Source organism: Tenuifilum thalassicum, from assembly GCF_013265555.1.
In the GTDB taxonomy this organism is placed as follows: Bacteria; Bacteroidota; Bacteroidia; order Bacteroidales; family Tenuifilaceae; genus Tenuifilum; species Tenuifilum thalassicum.
Window position 1 is genome coordinate 2,499,620 of the sequence record NZ_CP041345.1, and the last position, 18,800, is coordinate 2,518,419.

Annotated in this window: 16 protein-coding genes and 1 tRNA gene; 11 read left to right on the top strand and 6 right to left on the bottom strand. The window is 39.0% G+C overall.

The window, feature by feature from the left end:
* Nucleotides 1-15: 15 nt before the first annotated feature.
* Both prfA and pyrF read left to right on the top strand, forming a co-directional pair.
* The gene (gene prfA, locus FHG85_RS10320; RefSeq protein ID WP_173075565.1) at nt 16-1,107 is read left to right on the top strand and encodes a peptide chain release factor 1; all 1,092 of its coding nucleotides are present in this window, start codon (nt 16-18) and stop codon (nt 1,105-1,107) included.
* A gap of 9 nt (nt 1,108-1,116) precedes the next feature.
* Complete coding sequence (gene pyrF / locus FHG85_RS10325; protein WP_173075567.1) at nt 1,117-1,950, top strand: orotidine-5'-phosphate decarboxylase; 834 nt, start codon at nt 1,117-1,119, stop codon at nt 1,948-1,950.
* Nucleotides 1,951-1,958: 8 nt separating this feature from the next.
* On the opposite strand, the gene FHG85_RS10330 is transcribed toward pyrF, so the two are convergent.
* The 4 genes from FHG85_RS10330 to FHG85_RS10345 all read right to left on the bottom strand — a co-directional run bounded on the left by FHG85_RS10330 (nt 1,959) and on the right by FHG85_RS10345 (nt 5,857).
* Nucleotides 1,959-3,077 carry a gamma-glutamyl-gamma-aminobutyrate hydrolase family protein gene (locus FHG85_RS10330; RefSeq protein WP_173075569.1) on the bottom strand — a complete coding sequence of 373 codons (1,119 nt, stop codon included), beginning with the start codon at nt 3,075-3,077 and terminating at the stop codon, nt 1,959-1,961.
* A gap of 13 nt (nt 3,078-3,090) precedes the next feature.
* Entirely contained in the window at nt 3,091-4,539 is a 1,449-nt protein-coding gene (locus tag FHG85_RS10335) for a M28 family peptidase (RefSeq protein ID WP_220429200.1), read from the bottom strand.
* Nucleotides 4,540-5,033: 494 nt separating this feature from the next.
* Nucleotides 5,034-5,603 carry a hypothetical protein gene (locus tag FHG85_RS10340; protein WP_173075574.1) on the bottom strand — a complete coding sequence of 190 codons (570 nt, stop codon included), beginning with the start codon at nt 5,601-5,603 and terminating at the stop codon, nt 5,034-5,036.
* Nucleotides 5,604-5,783: 180 nt separating this feature from the next.
* A tRNA-Pro gene (locus FHG85_RS10345) sits at nt 5,784-5,857 on the bottom strand.
* Nucleotides 5,858-5,955: 98 nt separating this feature from the next.
* Here FHG85_RS10345 and FHG85_RS10350 point away from each other — a divergent pair.
* From FHG85_RS10350 to FHG85_RS10385, 8 genes are all read left to right on the top strand, one after another.
* Nucleotides 5,956-7,227, top strand: coding sequence for a DUF2851 family protein (locus FHG85_RS10350; RefSeq protein WP_173075576.1), 1,272 nt, complete (start codon nt 5,956-5,958; stop codon nt 7,225-7,227).
* 26 nt (nt 7,228-7,253) lie between these two features.
* On the top strand, nt 7,254-8,258 hold the full coding sequence (locus tag FHG85_RS10355) for a potassium channel family protein (protein WP_173075578.1): 1,005 nt from the start codon (nt 7,254-7,256) through the stop codon (nt 8,256-8,258).
* Nucleotides 8,258-9,136 (top strand): SDR family oxidoreductase, encoded by an 879-nt coding sequence (locus FHG85_RS10360; RefSeq protein ID WP_173075580.1) that lies wholly within the window; start codon nt 8,258-8,260, stop codon nt 9,134-9,136. The genes FHG85_RS10355 and FHG85_RS10360 overlap by 1 nt, the downstream gene beginning before the upstream one ends.
* Nucleotides 9,137-9,306: 170 nt before the next feature.
* Nucleotides 9,307-9,579 (top strand): 30S ribosomal protein S15, encoded by a 273-nt coding sequence (gene rpsO, locus FHG85_RS10365; protein ID WP_173075582.1) that lies wholly within the window; start codon nt 9,307-9,309, stop codon nt 9,577-9,579.
* A gap of 128 nt (nt 9,580-9,707) precedes the next feature.
* Nucleotides 9,708-11,834 carry a polyribonucleotide nucleotidyltransferase gene (pnp, locus tag FHG85_RS10370; RefSeq protein ID WP_173075585.1) on the top strand — a complete coding sequence of 709 codons (2,127 nt, stop codon included), beginning with the start codon at nt 9,708-9,710 and terminating at the stop codon, nt 11,832-11,834.
* Between the two features lie 154 nt (nt 11,835-11,988).
* Entirely contained in the window at nt 11,989-14,103 is a 2,115-nt protein-coding gene (locus FHG85_RS10375; protein ID WP_173075587.1) for a prolyl oligopeptidase family serine peptidase, read from the top strand.
* 95 nt (nt 14,104-14,198) lie between these two features.
* Nucleotides 14,199-14,828: a deoxynucleoside kinase gene (locus tag FHG85_RS10380; protein ID WP_173075589.1), complete on the top strand. Its 630-nt coding sequence runs from the start codon at nt 14,199-14,201 to the stop codon at nt 14,826-14,828.
* 115 nt (nt 14,829-14,943) lie between these two features.
* Nucleotides 14,944-16,644 (top strand): TPR end-of-group domain-containing protein, encoded by a 1,701-nt coding sequence (locus tag FHG85_RS10385; RefSeq protein ID WP_220429201.1) that lies wholly within the window; start codon nt 14,944-14,946, stop codon nt 16,642-16,644.
* 70 nt (nt 16,645-16,714) lie between these two features.
* On the opposite strand, the gene FHG85_RS10390 is transcribed toward FHG85_RS10385, so the two are convergent.
* Complete coding sequence (locus FHG85_RS10390) at nt 16,715-17,260, bottom strand: RNA methyltransferase (protein ID WP_173075593.1); 546 nt, start codon at nt 17,258-17,260, stop codon at nt 16,715-16,717.
* A 75-nt stretch (nt 17,261-17,335) separates the two neighbouring features.
* On the opposite strand from FHG85_RS10390, the gene sucC reads away from it, so the two are divergent.
* A complete protein-coding gene (gene sucC / locus FHG85_RS10395; RefSeq protein ID WP_173075596.1) occupies nt 17,336-18,523 on the top strand; it encodes an ADP-forming succinate--CoA ligase subunit beta in 1,188 nt (395 codons plus the stop codon).
* A 36-nt stretch (nt 18,524-18,559) separates the two neighbouring features.
* Here sucC and FHG85_RS10400 read toward each other — a convergent pair whose 3' ends face one another.
* Nucleotides 18,560-18,751: a YgaP family membrane protein gene (locus FHG85_RS10400; RefSeq protein ID WP_173075598.1), complete on the bottom strand. Its 192-nt coding sequence runs from the start codon at nt 18,749-18,751 to the stop codon at nt 18,560-18,562.
* Nucleotides 18,752-18,800 lie beyond the last annotated feature (49 nt).

An 18,800-nucleotide genomic window follows, 5' to 3' on the forward strand; every position in this document is an offset into this window, starting at 1 on the left:
CAATAATTTTCAGATATGGCTGACAACACAATTTTAAGAAAGTTAGAGGGAATAAGGCAAAAGTTCGAGGAGATTGGACAACAGATAACAGATCCGGCAGTTATGGCCGACATGAAAAAATATGTTGCCCTAAACAAAGAGTACAAGCAACTTGAGCCTGTAGTTGAAGCTTACGAGCACTATAAGAACGTGCTTAGCAATATTGAATCGTCAAAAGAGATATTGGCTACTGAGAAGGACGAAGAGCTGAGGGAGATGGCCAAACAAGAGCTAGAATCGCTCACCGAAGAGCAGGAAAAACTCGAGGAAGAAATCAAAATTCTTTTACTCCCAGCCGACCCTCAGGATTCCAAGAATGCGGTTATGGAGATTCGCGCTGGAACAGGAGGCGACGAAGCAAGTATCTTTGCAGGCGACCTGTTCCGTATGTACACCAAGTTTTTTGAAAAAAAGGGCTGGAAATACGAGGTAACCAGTTTCTCCGAAGGTACATCAGGTGGCTATAAGGAGATCATAATGAATGTGACAGGCAATGGCGTATATGGAGTTCTGAAATACGAGTCAGGGGTTCATCGTGTTCAACGTGTTCCCCAAACCGAAACCCAAGGGCGTGTTCACACTTCGGCTGCAACAGTAGCTGTTCTTCCCGAAGCCGATGAGTTTGACATCGATCTCAAAATGGAGGATATCCGTAAGGATACCTACTGTTCTAGTGGTCCTGGAGGTCAAAGTGTAAACACAACCTATTCAGCTGTTCGTCTAACCCACATCCCTACTGGTATTGTTGTTCAATGCCAGGATCAAAAGTCGCAAATTAAAAACTTTGAAAAAGCACTTGCTGAGCTTCGTACTCGTATTTACAACATGGAGTACCAAAAGTATATCGATGAAATAGCTTCGAAACGTAAAACCATGGTGTCAACCGGCGACCGTTCAGCAAAGATTAGGACCTACAACTACCCCCAGGGAAGGGTTACCGATCATCGAATAAATCTTACCCTATATAACCTTTCGGCAATAATGGATGGAGACCTACAAGAAATCATCGATAAATTACAACTTGCCGAAAATGCAGAAAGACTTAAAGCAGCTGCAAACGAAGATTAATACATAGCCATGACAGCCCAAGAACTATTTGAACAGATTAAAAAGAAACGAAGCTTTTTGTGCGTTGGTCTGGATACCGAACTCACGAAAATACCGGAGCATCTTCTTTCAAAAGAAGATCCTATGTTTGAGTTCAACAAAAAAATCATTGAGGCTACTCATGACTTGGCCATTGCATATAAGCTAAACTTAGCATTTTATGAGGTGCATGGTGCTTCGGGCTGGATTAGTTTAATGAATACTGTTAAGTATATCAGAAAGTATCATCCCGAAATCTTCATTATAGCAGATGCTAAACGAGGCGATATAGCAAACACCGCTCGAATGTATGCCAAAGCATACTTCCGCAGCTTAAACTGCGATGCTGTTACAGTATCGCCATATCTTGGGCAAGATTCCGTGATGCCTTACCTGGAGTATGACAACAAGTGGACAATCCTACTTGCAATCACATCGAACGAGAGTTTCAAAGATTTCCAAACCATTGAAAACAAAGACACGGGCAACAAAGTTTTTGAAGAGGTTGTGTTAAAATCGATGCACTGGGGAAGTGATGCTAACATGATGTATGTTGTTGGCGCCACACATCCCGAATACTTTGCTGCAGTTAGGAAGCATGCTCCCAATCACTTTCTGCTAGTTCCTGGAGTTGGGCAACAAGGCGGAAGCCTTCAAAAAGTTGCTGAAAGCGGCATGACCGATAATTGTGGGCTAATTGTTAACTCATCGCGTGGAATAATCTACGCCGACATTTCGGGTAACTTTACGGTGGAAGCCCGAAAACGTGCATTTACCTTGCAGCAAGAAATGGAAATACTTCTTAAGCAAAAAGGGTTGATATAGTCGAGTTTTTACCTCGCAACCACTTTTTGTCCAAACCATTTCCAAAAATTACGATGAAATATTTCGCCAGCTTGGCCCGAGTACATATCACGATAAGTTAACCGTGATGGGTGATTAGGTATAAACCTCAAAAAGTCATCTTTACTGTAAAGCAGAATTGGCTCTGGATGAAACTGAACGCCAATAACATTTGGGTACTTATTATGGGCAATAGCCTCAACCACTTTACCATCCATTGACCTTGCAACCACTTTTAACCCCCTTCCCATTTCTCCAACACACTGATGATGGCTGCTAAGCACCCATGGTTTACCCTGGCAAAATGATTTCAAGGGTTCATCAACAATATCAATCTGATGGAAATTACCCCATGTTAACTTATCATCGATAGCATAGTTAGAGTTATAGTTCCGATGCAGCTCGTTGCTTTGCATCAAAAGAGCATCTTCTACATTACTAACTCCATATAGCTCGGTAGGTATGTCTTGAATCAAAGTTCCGCCAGCTGCAACATTCATTGTTTGCATTCCTAAACAGATACCCAGAACGGGTAAATTTGGTTTAGACTCGAGCATGGGTAAAAATAGAGTATCATTTTTCCCACCAATAAGATGAAACATAAACGAAATCTCAAAATAGTGTCTTACTGGGTCTGTTATATTAGTGAGCAGCGATGTTTTTTCATTATATATCGAAGGTGGAATATCTGGTCCACCAGTAAATATGATTCCATCGGCAACACTAACCAGTTTAGCAAAAGTTCCCGAGCAATCGTTCACGCTAAAAATATTATCCTCCGATATTTTATCATCAACTGGGAGCAACTTAAAGTTTACTAGTCCATTGCGTTTTATATATTCAAGAGAGTTGGCATAGTCGTACTTTTCACCAGTATGATAAACTCCAACTACCTTAACCTTAGAGGGTAATGGCAAAATTTGATTTGACATCAAGTAGTTGAATGTTTGTATGTTATTTTGCGTAGGATGCAATAACAAAAGGACTTTTTCCTTTCTACCAATATCATTAACCTTGATTATAATGTTATTGCCTCCCTTCTTACATGAAAGGAGACCTACTGCAATTAGCAGGTAAAAGGTGTACCAAATCCAAGTGAACTTTTTCATATCTATATGTTTACTAGAAGTTAACCCCAATGCTAAATATGAAATAATTAGGATTAGCTGCTACGTTCCTGTCAATTGAACTTAACGCCGAATAGCGAACCATTTGGATGTTAGCATTCATGATACTAAAACCTAGGCCGAACTGCAAACCATAGCAGTGATCCTTGAAGTTTGCTGAACTATAAGTTCCATCACCCACCTTTGTCGATAAGCGATAAGAGTAATTACCACCCCAAATCAAAAATAGATTTGGGAATAGCTGGCTATCCGATCTACCATTAAGATAATAAAGCATGCTTACTGGAACAAATATATCATGGGTCCGGAATTTACCATAGGTGTGTGTAGTGGAATAGTTTAGATACTTCGCTTCTACCTGGAGATCAAACGACCGCGACAGTCGAAACTGCGTGTAAAGCCCTATGTCAAAAGCAAATCCAACTTTCGATTGATAGAACTCATCATCGTAAAGATGGAACGCCCTACCCGCACCAAAACTAATACCCGTAACAAACGTATTTTTATCAGCAGTAGCTTTTGCAAACTTGTTTTCTGGTTTTAAGGATTCTAAATTGGATAGTTTAACAGTGACATCGGAAACAAATGATGCAATTTTAGCCATTCCCATATAATCTAGCCTATTAGCGTCATCGGTAGGTTGATGGTAGGGTGAAACAGTGGAGGTAAAAACATGAACCGAGGGGACACCCGCGTTGCCAAATGGCCCAGTATCGGTCTGAGGTTCAATTCTACTACCGGTCTTCTTTATTTTAATATCATGCATGCTGGCCAGCTGATAAAAAAATTCATCGCCTTCACTTAAGGTTTCATTACCAACCAGATCAACACCGCCATACTTTCCAAGCATTCCAACCATATCGAGGCTAAACATAAACTTAACCTGTTTAATGGGAATAACGTTATTCTTTACCATATAGCTTGAACCGATTAGTCCAGCCTCTTCGCCATCGAAGGCCACAAGTATTACAGAGCGCTTTAGCTTATCTCTATTTTGAACTAGCCAACGCCCAATTTCTATTATTGATGCTACACCCGAGGCGTTATCGTCGGCTCCATTGTAAACGATGGTATCAGAACCCTCAATCATATATCCCAAATGGTCGTAGTGCGCACCAAGCACAATATATTCGTTTTTTAGAAGAGAATCGGATCCTTCAACCCACCCAATAATGTTAGCCCCTTCGGTTTTTATCATCATTCCGGTTTTTATGAAAGGATGGATATACTTGCCTTCCCATGGCTTAAGGCCTGCCGACTCAAACTGTCTTGTGATGTATTCAGCAGCCATACGGCCACCTCTCATGCCAAATCCACGCCCCATCAGCGAATCGGATGCCAGTAAATAAACATGCTTTTTAAGCATTAAAGAATCTACATTTTGCGCCACTACATTTGCAAAACATAACATACATGCAAGTAACAAAAGGCTAAAATTCTTCATAAAAGTTTTAAGATTAATCAGTCCGATAGTTTGTAACCATTTTTGTAATGTAATGTTACGAAAAATATCAACACAAAAATCAAACAGAACAAAAAAAGGAGTCAGTATTACAGACTCCTAGTCGGGGGGGCATAAGCACCCAAATGTTTGTTTCCCTGCAGATTTTGTTATACATCTATTATTATAATACCTATATAATAGTTTACACAAAATTTTACTATCAATAAATGAGCAATTCATTCTTACACACAGAATTAAAGCAATTAAGATTATATCATTGATATTCTAAATTTCATCAAACTCTAATGAGATAAAAAAGTTTTTTTTTAATAAGACAAATGTGTCAGGTTTTAGTTTTCATTCAACAATTTAAACTGAGGCCATAAAACATATTACTAACATAATTCTATGATTTCCCTAATATCAAAAATTAATTAATGCAATGCTCAACTGCACAATTTTAAAGCCATACTTCTATGCCTCCTATGCGTAACTTAATGCTCCCCCATCAATTCATGGTTTAATATTGAACTTTTGCCTACTAACTGAATGGTTTGCAATTTGCCATTAGGAAGGAGATTATAAAAAACTGTCAAAAAAACTGCCCATAAGTCTTCATTCTTATAATTCTTATCGAACATTTCCAAAAGCAAGAAATTAGCTTTATTTTCGAAAAACGCACTCATTATTGTTCCTTTTCCATAATTTTTGAAAGACTCTTCTGGAAAAGCCTTAAATAAGACACAATTTCTCAAACTATCCAAATCCTCAAACTTTACAACACAAAAAAGTAAAGTATTGAATTTCTTATCTGAACTTGTATCTAAGGAATTGTATGCTCTTAATTCAAGAGTATGGTTTTTATCATTTTTGATTGAAAGCCAAATTAAATAGATATCACTTTGTATTGAGTCGATATAATTTACACCATTTTTCAGGTATGGATGTCCGGTAAAATAGAGTTCAGTAACCCGGAATGAATCAAAAACGAAGCTATCATTCTGAGAAAAAGCAACCTGATACAAAGACAGGTGGATAATAACCATAATAATTAAATTCCTCACTTTTATACATTTAAACGATTTATATAAAATTATAAAAAATTTAAAAAAACATTTTAACAAAACAAAGAAAAATGCAAAGTATTAAAATTAAAGTTAGCAAGTTTAGCCATGCGTTCAGAATCTGCAGTCATTATTGTCAAATAAAAAAGGGTGGCCTTAGATGACCACCCTAGATTTACGTCGGGGTGGGGAGACTCGAACTCCCGGCCTCTACGTCCCGAACGTAGCGCGCTAGCCAACTGCGCCACACCCCGTTTGTGCATGCAAAAATATCACTTTTTCCGTTTGCCTTCACCTAAACCCATATTTATTTTTTTTATAACTTGTGTATCAAACAAGTAAAGCACAAACAATGGAAGAGTCGTTGCTGCATTTTATATGGCGCTACCAACACTTCACTCTTAATGGGCTAAAAACCCATGATGGTGAAACCATTGAAATTGTTGACCCAGGATTTCATAATACAAACTCGGGCCCAGATTTTACTAATGCAAAAATTCGAATTGGCAACACCATTTGGGCCGGCAATGTGGAGATTCACATCAAGTCATCGGATTGGTTTCGTCACAACCACCACACCGATCCTGCTTACAACAATGTTATTCTACACGTAGTCGTTGAAAACGACAAAATTGCAGAAACTTCAAAAGGGGAAAAAATTCAGACTTTAGCCATACCCTACCCAAAAGAACTTTCAAAAAACTTTGATTCTTTAATAAATTCAAAACGCTGGTTACCATGTTCAGAAAAGATAAAAAACATTGATAGCTTACTTATTAGTTCAACTATCGACAGAATGCTAGCCGAAAGGCTGGAGGATAAAACTAAACGCATTGACGAATCCATCAATCAATGCCACGGTAGTTGGGAGGAAGCTTTTTACCAAGAGTTTGCACGCTCCTTTGGTCTTAAAAATAACGCTATGCCCTTTCAGCTCTTAGCAAAAATCACCCCATTAAAAGTTCTTGCCAAGCATAAGAATAGCATATTTCAGATCGAAGCCCTTCTTTTGGGACAATCGGGTCTTCTCAAGGAAGCCAAATCAGATGAATATGTAGATGCCCTTAAAAAGGAGTATACCTTTCTAAGAAAAAAGTTTAACCTTTCTCCCATTGAGGGAAGCCTGTGGAAATTTCTCCGTCAGCGCCCAGCCTCATTCCCTACTATAAGAATTGCACTATTAGCAAAGCTTATTCATTGCTCATCAGGACTTTTTGCGCAGCTCATGGAGGTAGGTTCACTAAAAGACATTGAAAAACTCTTAAAGGTTGACGTTTCCGATTACTGGCAAACGCATTACATTTTTGGAGAAAAATCTATAACAAAACCAAAGCATCTTGGAAGTGAAGCTATTAAAACCATAACCATCAACTCAATTATTCCCTTCATGTTTGCCTATGGTCGAAAAAGATCCATGCAAAACCTGGAGCAAAAAGCACTAGAACTTTTACAAGCCCTGCCAGCAGAAAACAACTCAATTATTAAAAACTTTTCCACACTAGACATAAAAGCAAGCAATGCATACGAATCCCAAGCACTCATTCACCTTAAAAATCACTATTGCGATACTCGAAAATGCATTTATTGTCCAGTAGGTGTTAGGATTTTAGGAAAACTACCTTAATTTTATCGCAACTTTTTTTAGTAACTATGGACCACAAAGGGAAACATTCTTTAATCTTCGCCATATCAATTCTCATCCTAATAATCTCAATTGGCATATTTGGTTACACACAAATAGAGGGATATACTTTTGTAGAGGCCCTATACATGACCATAATAACCATAGGGACTGTTGGTTTTAAAGAAGTACATCCGCTTTCCACCGAGGGAATGCTATTTACTACCATTCTTATTGTAATTAGTATTGGGTTTTTTGCATATGGAGCATCGTTTTTAGCACGATATTTCTCCGACAGGATTTTAGCTCGTTACTCAAATAAGTACATCATGGAAAAACAAATTGCAAAGCTCAGAAATCATGTAATAGTTGTAGGATATGGCCGTAACGGTTCTCAAGCAGTTGATGAACTCATAGCCCATAACATACCTGTAGTTGTAATTGAAAACAGGCCTAAAGTGATTGAGTATATCAAGGAAAACCCAAAGATTTTATATGTTGATGGCGATGCAACCGACGACAACACGTTAAGGCGTGCTGGTGTTAACCATGCAAAGGCACTAATAACGGCCCTAGCAAATGATGCCGACAACCTATTTGTTGTAATCACGGCAAGGGAAATGAACTCAGACCTCTTAATAATTAGTCGTGCATCGGCAATTGCAAACGACAAAAAACTAAAGCTAGCAGGAGCCGACAACGTGATTCTTCCTGACAAAGTTGGTGGACAAAAAATGGCCAAACTTGTAATCCAACCCGACATCTTAGAATTTGTTGAAAACATAATGCTTAAACGAACTGGGGAGGTAAGCCTTTTCGAAATCTCTTGTGAATCGATGAAAAGCACATGTGGAAAAACCATTCAAGAGCTTGGAATACGAGAAAAAACTGGCGCCAACATTCTTGGTGCTAAAACTTCGTTTGGCGAGTATATTCTTAACCCACCACCCAATTACGAGCTCACTCCCGACACCATGCTCTTCGTACTTGGGACCAATGAGCAGATTGAAAACTTAAAAAAAATACTATCATAATGAAAGTTTTAGTTACAGGTGCAAACGGAATTATAGGTAAAAACGTAGCCAAAGCACTTACAAAAATATCCGGCATCGAAGTTTATGCAACTTCGTTAAAAAAGTTAAGTATTGATATCGCAACAACATTCACTTCAAATCTTCTTATTGCTGATGTCAACCTTATGATTGATGAAATACACCCCGATGTTGTTGTTCACTGCGCAGCCGTCTCAAGCCCCGATGCTTGTGAGGTAGATAGATATGCATGCCACAGATTAAATGTTGAACTTACAAAACGGTTGCTTTCGGCTTGTATCGACTACAACGCTCATCTGGTATTTTTATCTACCGATTTTGTATTTGATGGGGAAAAAGGAAACTACTCTGAGGAAGATACAACCAACCCAATTAACTATTACGGGGAGTCAAAACTTGAAGCAGAAAAAATTATTTGTCGCTCCACAGAGAATCATACAATTGTAAGAACATCCCTTGTTTATGGTTACGAAACCAAACTATCAAGGCCAAATATTGTTAGTAGAGTTATTGACAACCTTCAAAGGGGAAAACCTTATAAAGTTCCTACCGATCAAATAAGAAAACCAACCTACGTAGGTGACTTGGCTGATGCTATTGGACAAATATGCATAAACAAGCCCAAAGGAATATTTCACATTTCAGGCGATGAAGAAACTACAGTTTCAAACTTTGCTAGAAAGATTGCAAAAGCATTACAATTAGACGAATCGTTAATACAGGAAACCACATCAAGCCAGATTGCCCAAGCTGCCCCCCGACCACTTAACACAACCCTTAATATCGAAAAAATAAAGTCGACTATTAACTATTCCCCGAAATCTATTGATTTGGCTCTTAGTGAGATGTTTAAGAAATAAAAGTTATTACCAACCAAAAACCACCTTAAAGACTGATTTTTAAACAGATATATTACACATCTATAAAATCCTGTTGGAAAAATATTAGGGCTATATAATGTATTTTAAAAAAAGGTATTATCTTTGCACCTCAAATTAAGTAGTTAATCTACCCACTAATTATCAGCGTTATGAATTATTTGACGGCCGAACAAAAAAAAGAGATTTTTGAGAAGTACGGGAAGTCCAATACCGATACTGGTTCACCAGAAAGCCAGATCGCGCTATTCTCCTACCGTATCAACCATTTAACAGAGCATTTGAAAGTACATCGCAAGGATTATGGGACACAACGCGCTCTGTTGAAGTTGGTGGGTAAACGCAGGAGATTATTGGATTACCTAAAAGACAACGATATTGAAAGATATCGAAAGATTATTAAGGAATTAAATCTGAGAAAGTAAAAAAATCAAAAGGCAATTCTTGAAATTGCCTTTTTTTAATCTTATATTTTGAAACCTCCGAAGGTTTTTATTCCTTTGGAGTTTAATTATTTAACACCAACACAAATCATTTACATTAAACACAAAGTATGTACAACGCAGTAAAAAAAACAATCGAACTTGGCGATGGTCGTACAATTACCATTGAGACTGGCAAGTTAGCCAAGCAGGCCCATGGTTCGGTTGTTCTGACAATGGGTAAAACCATGCTTCTCGCTACAGTTGTAAGCGCTCAGGAAGCAAAAGAAGATGTTGATTTCATGCCACTTAGCGTGGAATACAAAGAGAAATTTGCAGCCAGTGGCCGATTCCCTGGAGGATTCCTCAAACGTGAATCGAGGCCATCGGACTACGAAATTCTTGTAGCCCGTTTGGTTGATAGAGCTTTACGCCCACTTTTCCCCGATGATTATCATGCTGAAACATTTGTAACAATCAACCTAATTTCAGCGGAAAAGGAAATAATGCCCGACGCTCTTGCGGGATTAGCCGCCTCAGCGGCACTCGCCGTTTCTGACATTCCCTTCAACGGGCCAATTTCGGAGGTTAGAGTAGCACGAATTGATGGGCAGCTAAAAATCAACCCTACATTCGAGGAGGTTGAGCGTGCCGACATCGACATGATAGTTGGCGCAACCTACGACAATATACTTATGGTTGAAGGCGAACTCAAGGAGGTTTCAGAAGCCGAGATGCTTGAAGCAATCAAGTTTGCTCACGAAGCCATCAAGCCAATGTGCTTGGCTCAAATGGAACTTGCAAAGGAACTAGGTGTTGAAAAGCGCACTTATTGCCACGAAACTAACGACGAAGAACTCAAGGAAAAGGTTCACGAGTTTTGTTATGACAAAGTTTACCAGGTAGCAAAATCTATGCTTCCTAAGCATGAGCGCTCGGCTGCATTCGAGGCCATTAAACAGGAATTTCTTGAAACATTACCCGAAGAAGAGCGCGAAGCTAAACAGGCGATGGTTAACCGCTACTACCATGAGGTTGAGAAAAAAGCGATGCGCAACATGATTCTTAACGAAGGTGTTCGCCTCGACGGACGAAAAACCAATGAGATAAGGCCTATTTGGTGCGAGGTTGATTACCTACCTATGGCGCACGGCTCAGCAATATTCACTCGCGGTGAGACACAGTCATTAACCACTGTCACACTAGGAACAAAGCTCGATGAGAAAATCATTGACGAGGTTCTAATGCAGGGCACAGAGAAATTCACCCTACACTACAACTTCCCTCCATTCTCAACTGGTGATGCTCGCCCATCACGGGGCGTGAGCCGAAGAGAAATTGGACACGGAAATCTGGCCCATCGCGCATTAAAAAACATGATACCCGAGGAACCAGAAAACCCATACGCTATCCGTGTTGTTAGCGATATTCTTGAATCAAATGGCTCATCCTCCATGGCAACCGTTTGCGCTGGCACACTTGCGCTCATGGACGCAGGGGTTAAAATAAAAAAACCAGTTTCTGGTATTGCAATGGGTCTTATTACCGAAAAGGGTTCAGATCGCTATGCCATTCTTTCAGACATTCTAGGTGACGAAGACCACCTTGGCGACATGGACTTTAAGGTAACGGGAACCCGTGATGGTATAACAGCCACCCAAATGGACATTAAGGTTGATGGGCTATCGTACGAGGTGTTAGCAAAAGCCTTACAGCAAGCTCACGAAGGTCGCATGCATATCCTTAATGTGATGCTGGAGACCATTTCTGAACCTCGCCCCGACTTCAAACCTCATGCACCACGAATCGAGCAGTTCAACATACCTCGCGAAAGCATTGGTGCAGTTATTGGTCCTGGTGGTAAAATCATCCAGGAAATCCAACGTGAAACACAAGCAACGATCACAATTGAAGAGATTAACGACCATGGCATCGTAAGCGTCTTTGCCGACAGCGCTGAAAGCAGAGATGCTGCCGTTAAGTGGATTAAAGGAATTGTTGCCGTGCCAGAAGTTGGAGAGGTATACAAGGGTAAAGTAAAATCAATCATGCCATTCGGTGCGTTTATTGAGATACTCCCGGGCAAAGATGGGCTACTTCACATCTCTGAAATTGAATGGCGCCGACTTGAAAAAGTTGAGGACGTACTTAAAGAGGGCGACATTGTAGAGGTTAAACTCATTGAGATTGATAAAAAAACTGGAAAGCTAAAACTTTCAAGAAAAGTACTTCTACCCAAACCAGAGAAGAGAAGATAGAGTTTTTCATATTTTCTTCATAAAGCGATTAAATAGGCGTCTGCATACAGATGCCTATTTTTATTTTTCACATTCTAAGATTTTTTCATAAATTATGCACAATGCACAAATTTTATTGTATTTTTGTTTTAGTATTCCCATAAAATGAACAAATATGAAAAAGATTTACATATTCTTGCTATCCACAACTCCACTACTAGCCATGATGTCGTGCAAAACTGCTAATGTAGATTATCCAAAAACCAAAAAGGTTGATGTTGTTGATGAATACTTCGGAGTAAAAGTACCCGATCCGTATCGTTGGCTAGAAGACGACAAGTCGCCAGAAGTGGCAGAATGGGTTAAGCAACAGAATGAGGTAACCTTCAAATACCTCAACGCCATACCATTTCGGAATAAAATAAAACAAAGGCTAACCGAAATTTGGAACTACACCTCAATGGGAACCCCTTTTAAGGCTGGTGGCAGATACTTCTTCTTTAAAAAGGAAGGTCTTCAGAATCAGAGTGTACTCTACATGATGGAAGACCTCAACTCTGAACCCAAAGTAATACTCGACCCCAACACATTTAGCGAAGACGGAACAGTTGCCCTATCTAACGTTAGCGTCTCAAGAGATGGCAAGTACTTGGCATATGCCATAAACGATGGAGGTTCCGACTGGCAAAAGATAAAGGTAATGGAGCTTCCAAGTGGTAAAATTCTGCCCGACGAAATCAGCTGGGTGAAATTCTCATCTATTGCATGGAAAAAGAATGGCTTTTACTATAGCCGTTACGATGAACCTAAAGAGGGTTCAGAACTTTCAAATATCAACAAAAACCACAAAGTATACTACCACAAAGTTGGAACACCAGTTGAGTCCGATAAACTTATTTTCTCAAATAGCCAATACCCACTTAGAAATTACTCGGCACAAACCACCGAAGATGAAAAATATTTAATCATCTACGAATCGGAATCAACTTATGGCAATTCACTATACATCAAGAATTTACAAGACCCTAAGGCAAACTTCTCTAAAATCACAACAGGATTTGAATATGAGTATAATGTGATTGATCATATTGATGACAACCTGATTGTTCTCACAAACTATAAAGCCCCAAAATATAAGTTGATTAAGATTAACGTAAACAGCATGGACATTGGGAACTGGCGCGATATCCTACCAGAAAGGAAAGACGTGCTTAGGGGATGTGCAATAGTAGGTAATAAGATATTAGCCAATTATATTGTTGATGCAAAAAGTCAAGCAGAGGTTTACGATTTAAATGGAAACAACGTATCGGACATTGAGCTTCCTTCTATTGGAACAATCTCATCAATAAGTGGAGAGCTAAATGATTCGATTGCATTCTACTCATTCTCATCTTTTACTGTACCTCCCATCATTGTTAAATATAACGTAAACACCAACACTTCCGAAGAGTTTTTCAGACCAGAAATCAACTTCAACTTTGACGAATACGAAACCAAACAGGTTTTTTATACTAGCAAAGATGGAACACTAGTTCCTATGTTTATAGTCCACAAAAAAGGCATAGAGCTCGACGGGAATAACCCCACCCTACTTTATGGCTATGGAGGATTTAATATTAGCCTACTCCCTTATTTCAGCACTACACGCTTATTCTGGCTAGAACAAGGAGGCATATTTGCAGTAGCGAACATCCGTGGTGGAGGCGAATACGGAGAAAACTGGTATAGAGCTGGGACTAAACTAAACAAACAAAACGTTTTTGACGACTTCATTGCTGCAGCAGAATACCTTATTAAGGAAAAGTACACTTCACCTAAAAAATTAGCTATTCAAGGTGGCTCAAATGGAGGCTTACTAATAGGTGCCGTTACAAATCAACGTCCCGACCTATTTAAAGTAGCCATCCCTCAAGTTGGTGTGATGGATATGCTAAGGTATCATAAATTCACCATCGGATGGGCATGGGCAAATGATTACGGTACAAGCAACGACTCCATTCAATTCCTCAACCTATACAACTATTCGCCATTACACAACATCAAACCTAAAACAAATTATCCTGCTATACTTGTTACAACTGCCGACCATGACGATAGAGTTGTTCCGGCTCACTCATTCAAATACATTGCAACCATGCAGGAAAAAAACCCAAGGCCAAAAAACCCTGCACTTATAAGAATTCAAACAAGAGCCGGTCATGGTGCTGGAACACCTACTAGCATTCAGATTGATGAATACACCGACATTTACGCATTCATCATGTACAACATGGACATGAAATACTAACCAAATAATTTTCTCAAGTGAAGAGGTTGAGCTTACGCTTAGCCTCTTTTTCTTATTTTCTAAAAAAACTATCTTAGCAGCAAAACAAAGTTTTTATGCGTTATCTTGTAATTGAGGGAAATATAGGAGCAGGCAAAACAACCCTTGCCAAGATGCTTGCCAAAGACCTAAATGCAAAACTTATTCTAGAACAATTTGCCGACAATCCTTTTCTTCCTAAATTCTACAAAAACCCTGAACGGTATAGTTTCCCTCTCGAACTATCATTTCTTGCTGAACGATACACCCAGCTAAACACCGAATTAAGATCGGCCTCCCTATTTCATTCCTTAACAATTGCCGACTATTATTTTATGAAGTCGTTAATCTTTGCGCAAAACACCTTGTCGGGTGATGAGCTAAATCTCTACAAACAGCTATTCTCAATTATTTACAATTCACTACCCAAACCCGACTTGTACGTTTACCTCCACTTACCAGTTGAAAGACTTCTAAAAAACATAAAAAAAAGGGGGCGCGATTTTGAACAGGACATATCTCCAGACTATTTAAACCAGCTCACCCAAGGGTATTTTGATTTTTTCAAACAACATCCAGAATATACATTTTTAGTAATAGACACCTCAAATATTGACTTCGTGGAACATAAAAATGATTATGATAAACTAAAATCAGCTATTTTTGACGAATCGTACAATAAAGGTGTTAACCTTATCAGATTATAATGTAAACGATTATTTTAGTTACATCTATTTGATTTTTGAATTATTAGTAGTATGTTTGTCTTTACTTTTAAGGCTTACATATTAAGCAGAATTAATAACTAACCAACTTCAAAATATGAAAATGAAAGGTTTAAAACTATCGATTATTGCTTTAGCCGGACTGTTACTTGCCGGCTGTGGCGGGGTTGAAAAAATGAAAGAATTACCAGAAGGTTTTTCTCTAAAAGTTACCCCAAATCCTGTTGAAGTACATGCAAACAAGGTTAAAGCCACTTTTGAGGGAACAATTCCTCCAAAGTATTTTAACAAAAAAGCGATTGTTGAAATCACTCCTGTAGTTGTTTACGAAGGTGGCGAACTCCCACTAGAACCTAAAGTTCTTCAAGGTGAAGACGTTCAAGCCAACAACCAAGTAATTAACTACGAAGCAGGTGGTAGCTGGAAGCACGAGGTTGAATTTGATTACAAAGATGAAATGTTCAAGTCTGAAATTGAACTTCGCTTTGAAATCACTTACAAAGACAAGAAGATTCCTTTCGATGCTCCTCAAAAGGTTGGTATTGGAACCATGGCAACTTACAAATTAGTTGACCTTGATCCAAAACCTGTTATGATGAGCGACAAATTCCAACGCATCATCCCTGAAGAAAAGGAAGCTCAAATCAACTTTGTTATTCAAAAGGCTGACATCCGTAAATCGGAGCTTACAAAAGAAGAAATCAAAATGTTAAATGATTTCCTTGTTGAAGCCGCTAAAACTAAGAACAAAGAGATTAAAGAGCTTAAGATTTCGGCTTACGCTTCTCCAGATGGTCCTGAAAAGCTAAACGACAAGCTATCACAAGATCGTGGTAAGAACACCAACAAGTACTTAGAAAAAGTATTCAAGAAAGCTAAAGTTGAAGGTGTAGAAGCAAACTTAGAGTTTACCGCTGAAGACTGGGATGGTTTCCAAAAAGCAGTTCAAGCTTCTGACATTGAAGATAAAGAGCTTATCATTCGCGTTCTATCAATGTACTCAGACCCTGAAGTACGTGAAAAAGAGATCAAGAATCTTTCAAAAGTTTACAAAGTATTAGCAGAGAAGATTCTTCCAGAACTTCGTCGTGCTCGCATGATTGCTAAGGTTGATGTTATTGGTTATTCCGACGACACACTTCGTTACATGGTTGAGAACAACGCATACGACAGCCTAAACGTTGAGGAAATGCTTTACGCTGCAACACTTGTTGATGATGTAAACAAGAAAATTGAAGTTTACAAGAAAGCAGGTGAAATGTTCAACTGCCCACGTGGTTATAACAATGCTGCTTACTACTACATCCTTAACAAAGATGTTGCAAACGCAAAAGCTATGCTTGATAAGATTCCTGCCGATAAGAAGTTTGCTGCTGTTACCAACAACCGTGGCTGCGTAGCTTTAATGGAAGGTAATTTTGATGAAGCAGAGAAACTATTTGCTGATGCTGCCGATGCAGGTGCTGCTGCTAAATACAACCTTGGAATTATAGCAATTCTTAAAGGTCAATATCCTGCAGCTGCTGAATACCTTGCTGGTTCTGACTCATTCAACCAAGGCCTAGCAATGTTAATGGCTGGTAAAATTGAAGCTGCTAAGAATACATTCAACAAGGTAGAAACTGCTAAAGCATACTATGGCCGCGCTATTATTGGTGCTCGTCTATCAGAAGAGGCAACCGTACTCGATAACCTACGTACAGCCTTTGGTAAAGACGCTTCACTAAAAGAGCGTGCTAAGAAAGATGTTGAATTCCGCAACTACTTTGAAAACGAAGCTTTCAAGGCTCTATTCTAAAAAAGATATTTAACACAAAAAGGGGCTGCAGTTTTAGCAGCCCTTTTTTTATCAACAAACTCATTCTAAATTAACACATATCGCATAATTTCAAACATAAATCCCATAAAACAATACCAGCAGAAACCGAAATATTGAAAGAGTGTTTTGTGCCAAATTGAGGAATTTCTATACATAAATCGGACTCATCAACCACATTTTGTGCAACCCCTTTAACCTCATTTCCAAAAACTAAAGCATATTTTTTATCGTTTTCAGGCTGAAACTTATTTAGTAGAATCGCCTGCTCTGCTTGTTCAATAGAAACTACGACAAATCCTTCACTCTTAAGACGAGCTATCACATCAATTGTATCAGCAGCGTACTCCCAATCAACCGACTTCTCAGCTCCAAGCGCTGAGCGATGAATCTCTGGATGCGGTGGTTTCCCCGTTATACCACATAGATATATTTTTTCAACGAGAAAAGCATCAGATGTTCGAAACACTGACCCCACGTTGTTCAAACTCCTAACATTATCTAATACAACAACAACTGGATTTTTAGACGCAGCCTTATATTCTGCAACTGTTTTTCGCCCTAGCTCCTCATTTAAAAGTTTTCGATTTTTAACCATTTGTGTAAATTATTTAACAAAGATAATTAATCCTTTTTTTGTAATTTAGTTGCACAAAACAAAGATACTATTCCTATGAATTTACACGAATATCAATCGAAAGAAATACTAAGGCAGGCAGGAGTTCCTGTTCCCGCTGGCCTAGTTGCCTTTACAAAAGAAGAAGCAGTTAAAGCAGCCCAAGAAATTATAAATATCACAGGTACCGATACGATTGCCGTAAAAGCCCAAATACACGCAGGAGGCCGAGGCAAGGGAGGTGGTGTAAAGATTGCAAAATCAATTGAAGAGGTTGAAACTTATGCTAGCAATATACTAGGGATGAACCTTGTTACCCACCAGACAGGCCCTCAAGGGAAGTTAGTAAGAAAAGTACTAATTGAACAAGGCATATACCAGCCTGGTCCTTCAGAAATAAAGGAGTTTTACCTAAGCATCCTGTTAAATAGGTCTACAGGTAGGCCAATGATTGTATATTCTCCCCAAGGCGGAATGGATATTGAAGCGGTTGCAGCGGAGACACCTGAGCTAATATTCAAGGAAGAAATACACCCAATAGGAATTCAACCATTCCAGGCAAGAAGAGTAGCCTTTAATCTTGGGTTAACAGGCAAGGCTTACCAGCAAATGGTGAAATTCGTCATGTCGCTTTATAACGCTTATATCAAAAACGACCTCTCGCTACTTGAGATTAACCCTGTTGTTAAAACTTCGAACGACGAAATAATGGCTGCTGATGCAAAATGCAGCATCGACGACAATGCTTTATTCCGTCATCCTGACCTAGCTGAATATCGCGATGTTTACGAGGAAGATCCTGCAGAAGTAGAGGCAGGAGAGCATAACCTCAACTTTGTGAAGCTTGATGGGAATGTGGGCTGTATGGTTAACGGAGCAGGTTTAGCAATGGCCACAATGGATATCATAAAATTATCGGGAGGAGATCCAGCAAACTTCCTAGATGTTGGAGGTGGAGCCAATGCAAAAACCGTTGCCGCAGGTTTCAGAATAATACTAAAAGATCCTAACGTTAAAGCCATACTTATCAATATCTTTGGGGGCATAGTACGCTGCGACAGGGTTGCACAGGGTGTAGTGGATGCCTACAAAGAGATAGGTAATATTCCTGTTCCTGTTATTGTTAGGCTACAGGGGACAAATGCATTAGAAGGGAAAAAATTGATTGATGAATCGGGTCTTAAAGTTTATAGTGCAATTACACTCCAAGAAGCTGCTGATCTGGTAAAAAAGATGGTGAACTAATAAAAAAGGAAACGGGGTTTTAAACCCCGTTTCCTTTTATTCTTTCTTTGAACATTTAGTAGATATTCCAAAAATACTATACAGCCCGCAGAACCTAGTGAGTCCTGTAATAAGTGGGATTAATGCTAGCAATCCCCACCAAGAGTGGTAGTAGATTCCTGCAACTGCAATGGTTATGGCAAGAATAATTCTTACCACCATGTCAAATTTTCCAACATTTTTCTTCATAACTTTTGGTTTTAGGAATACTACTTAAACGTTTAACTAGAAAAATTGT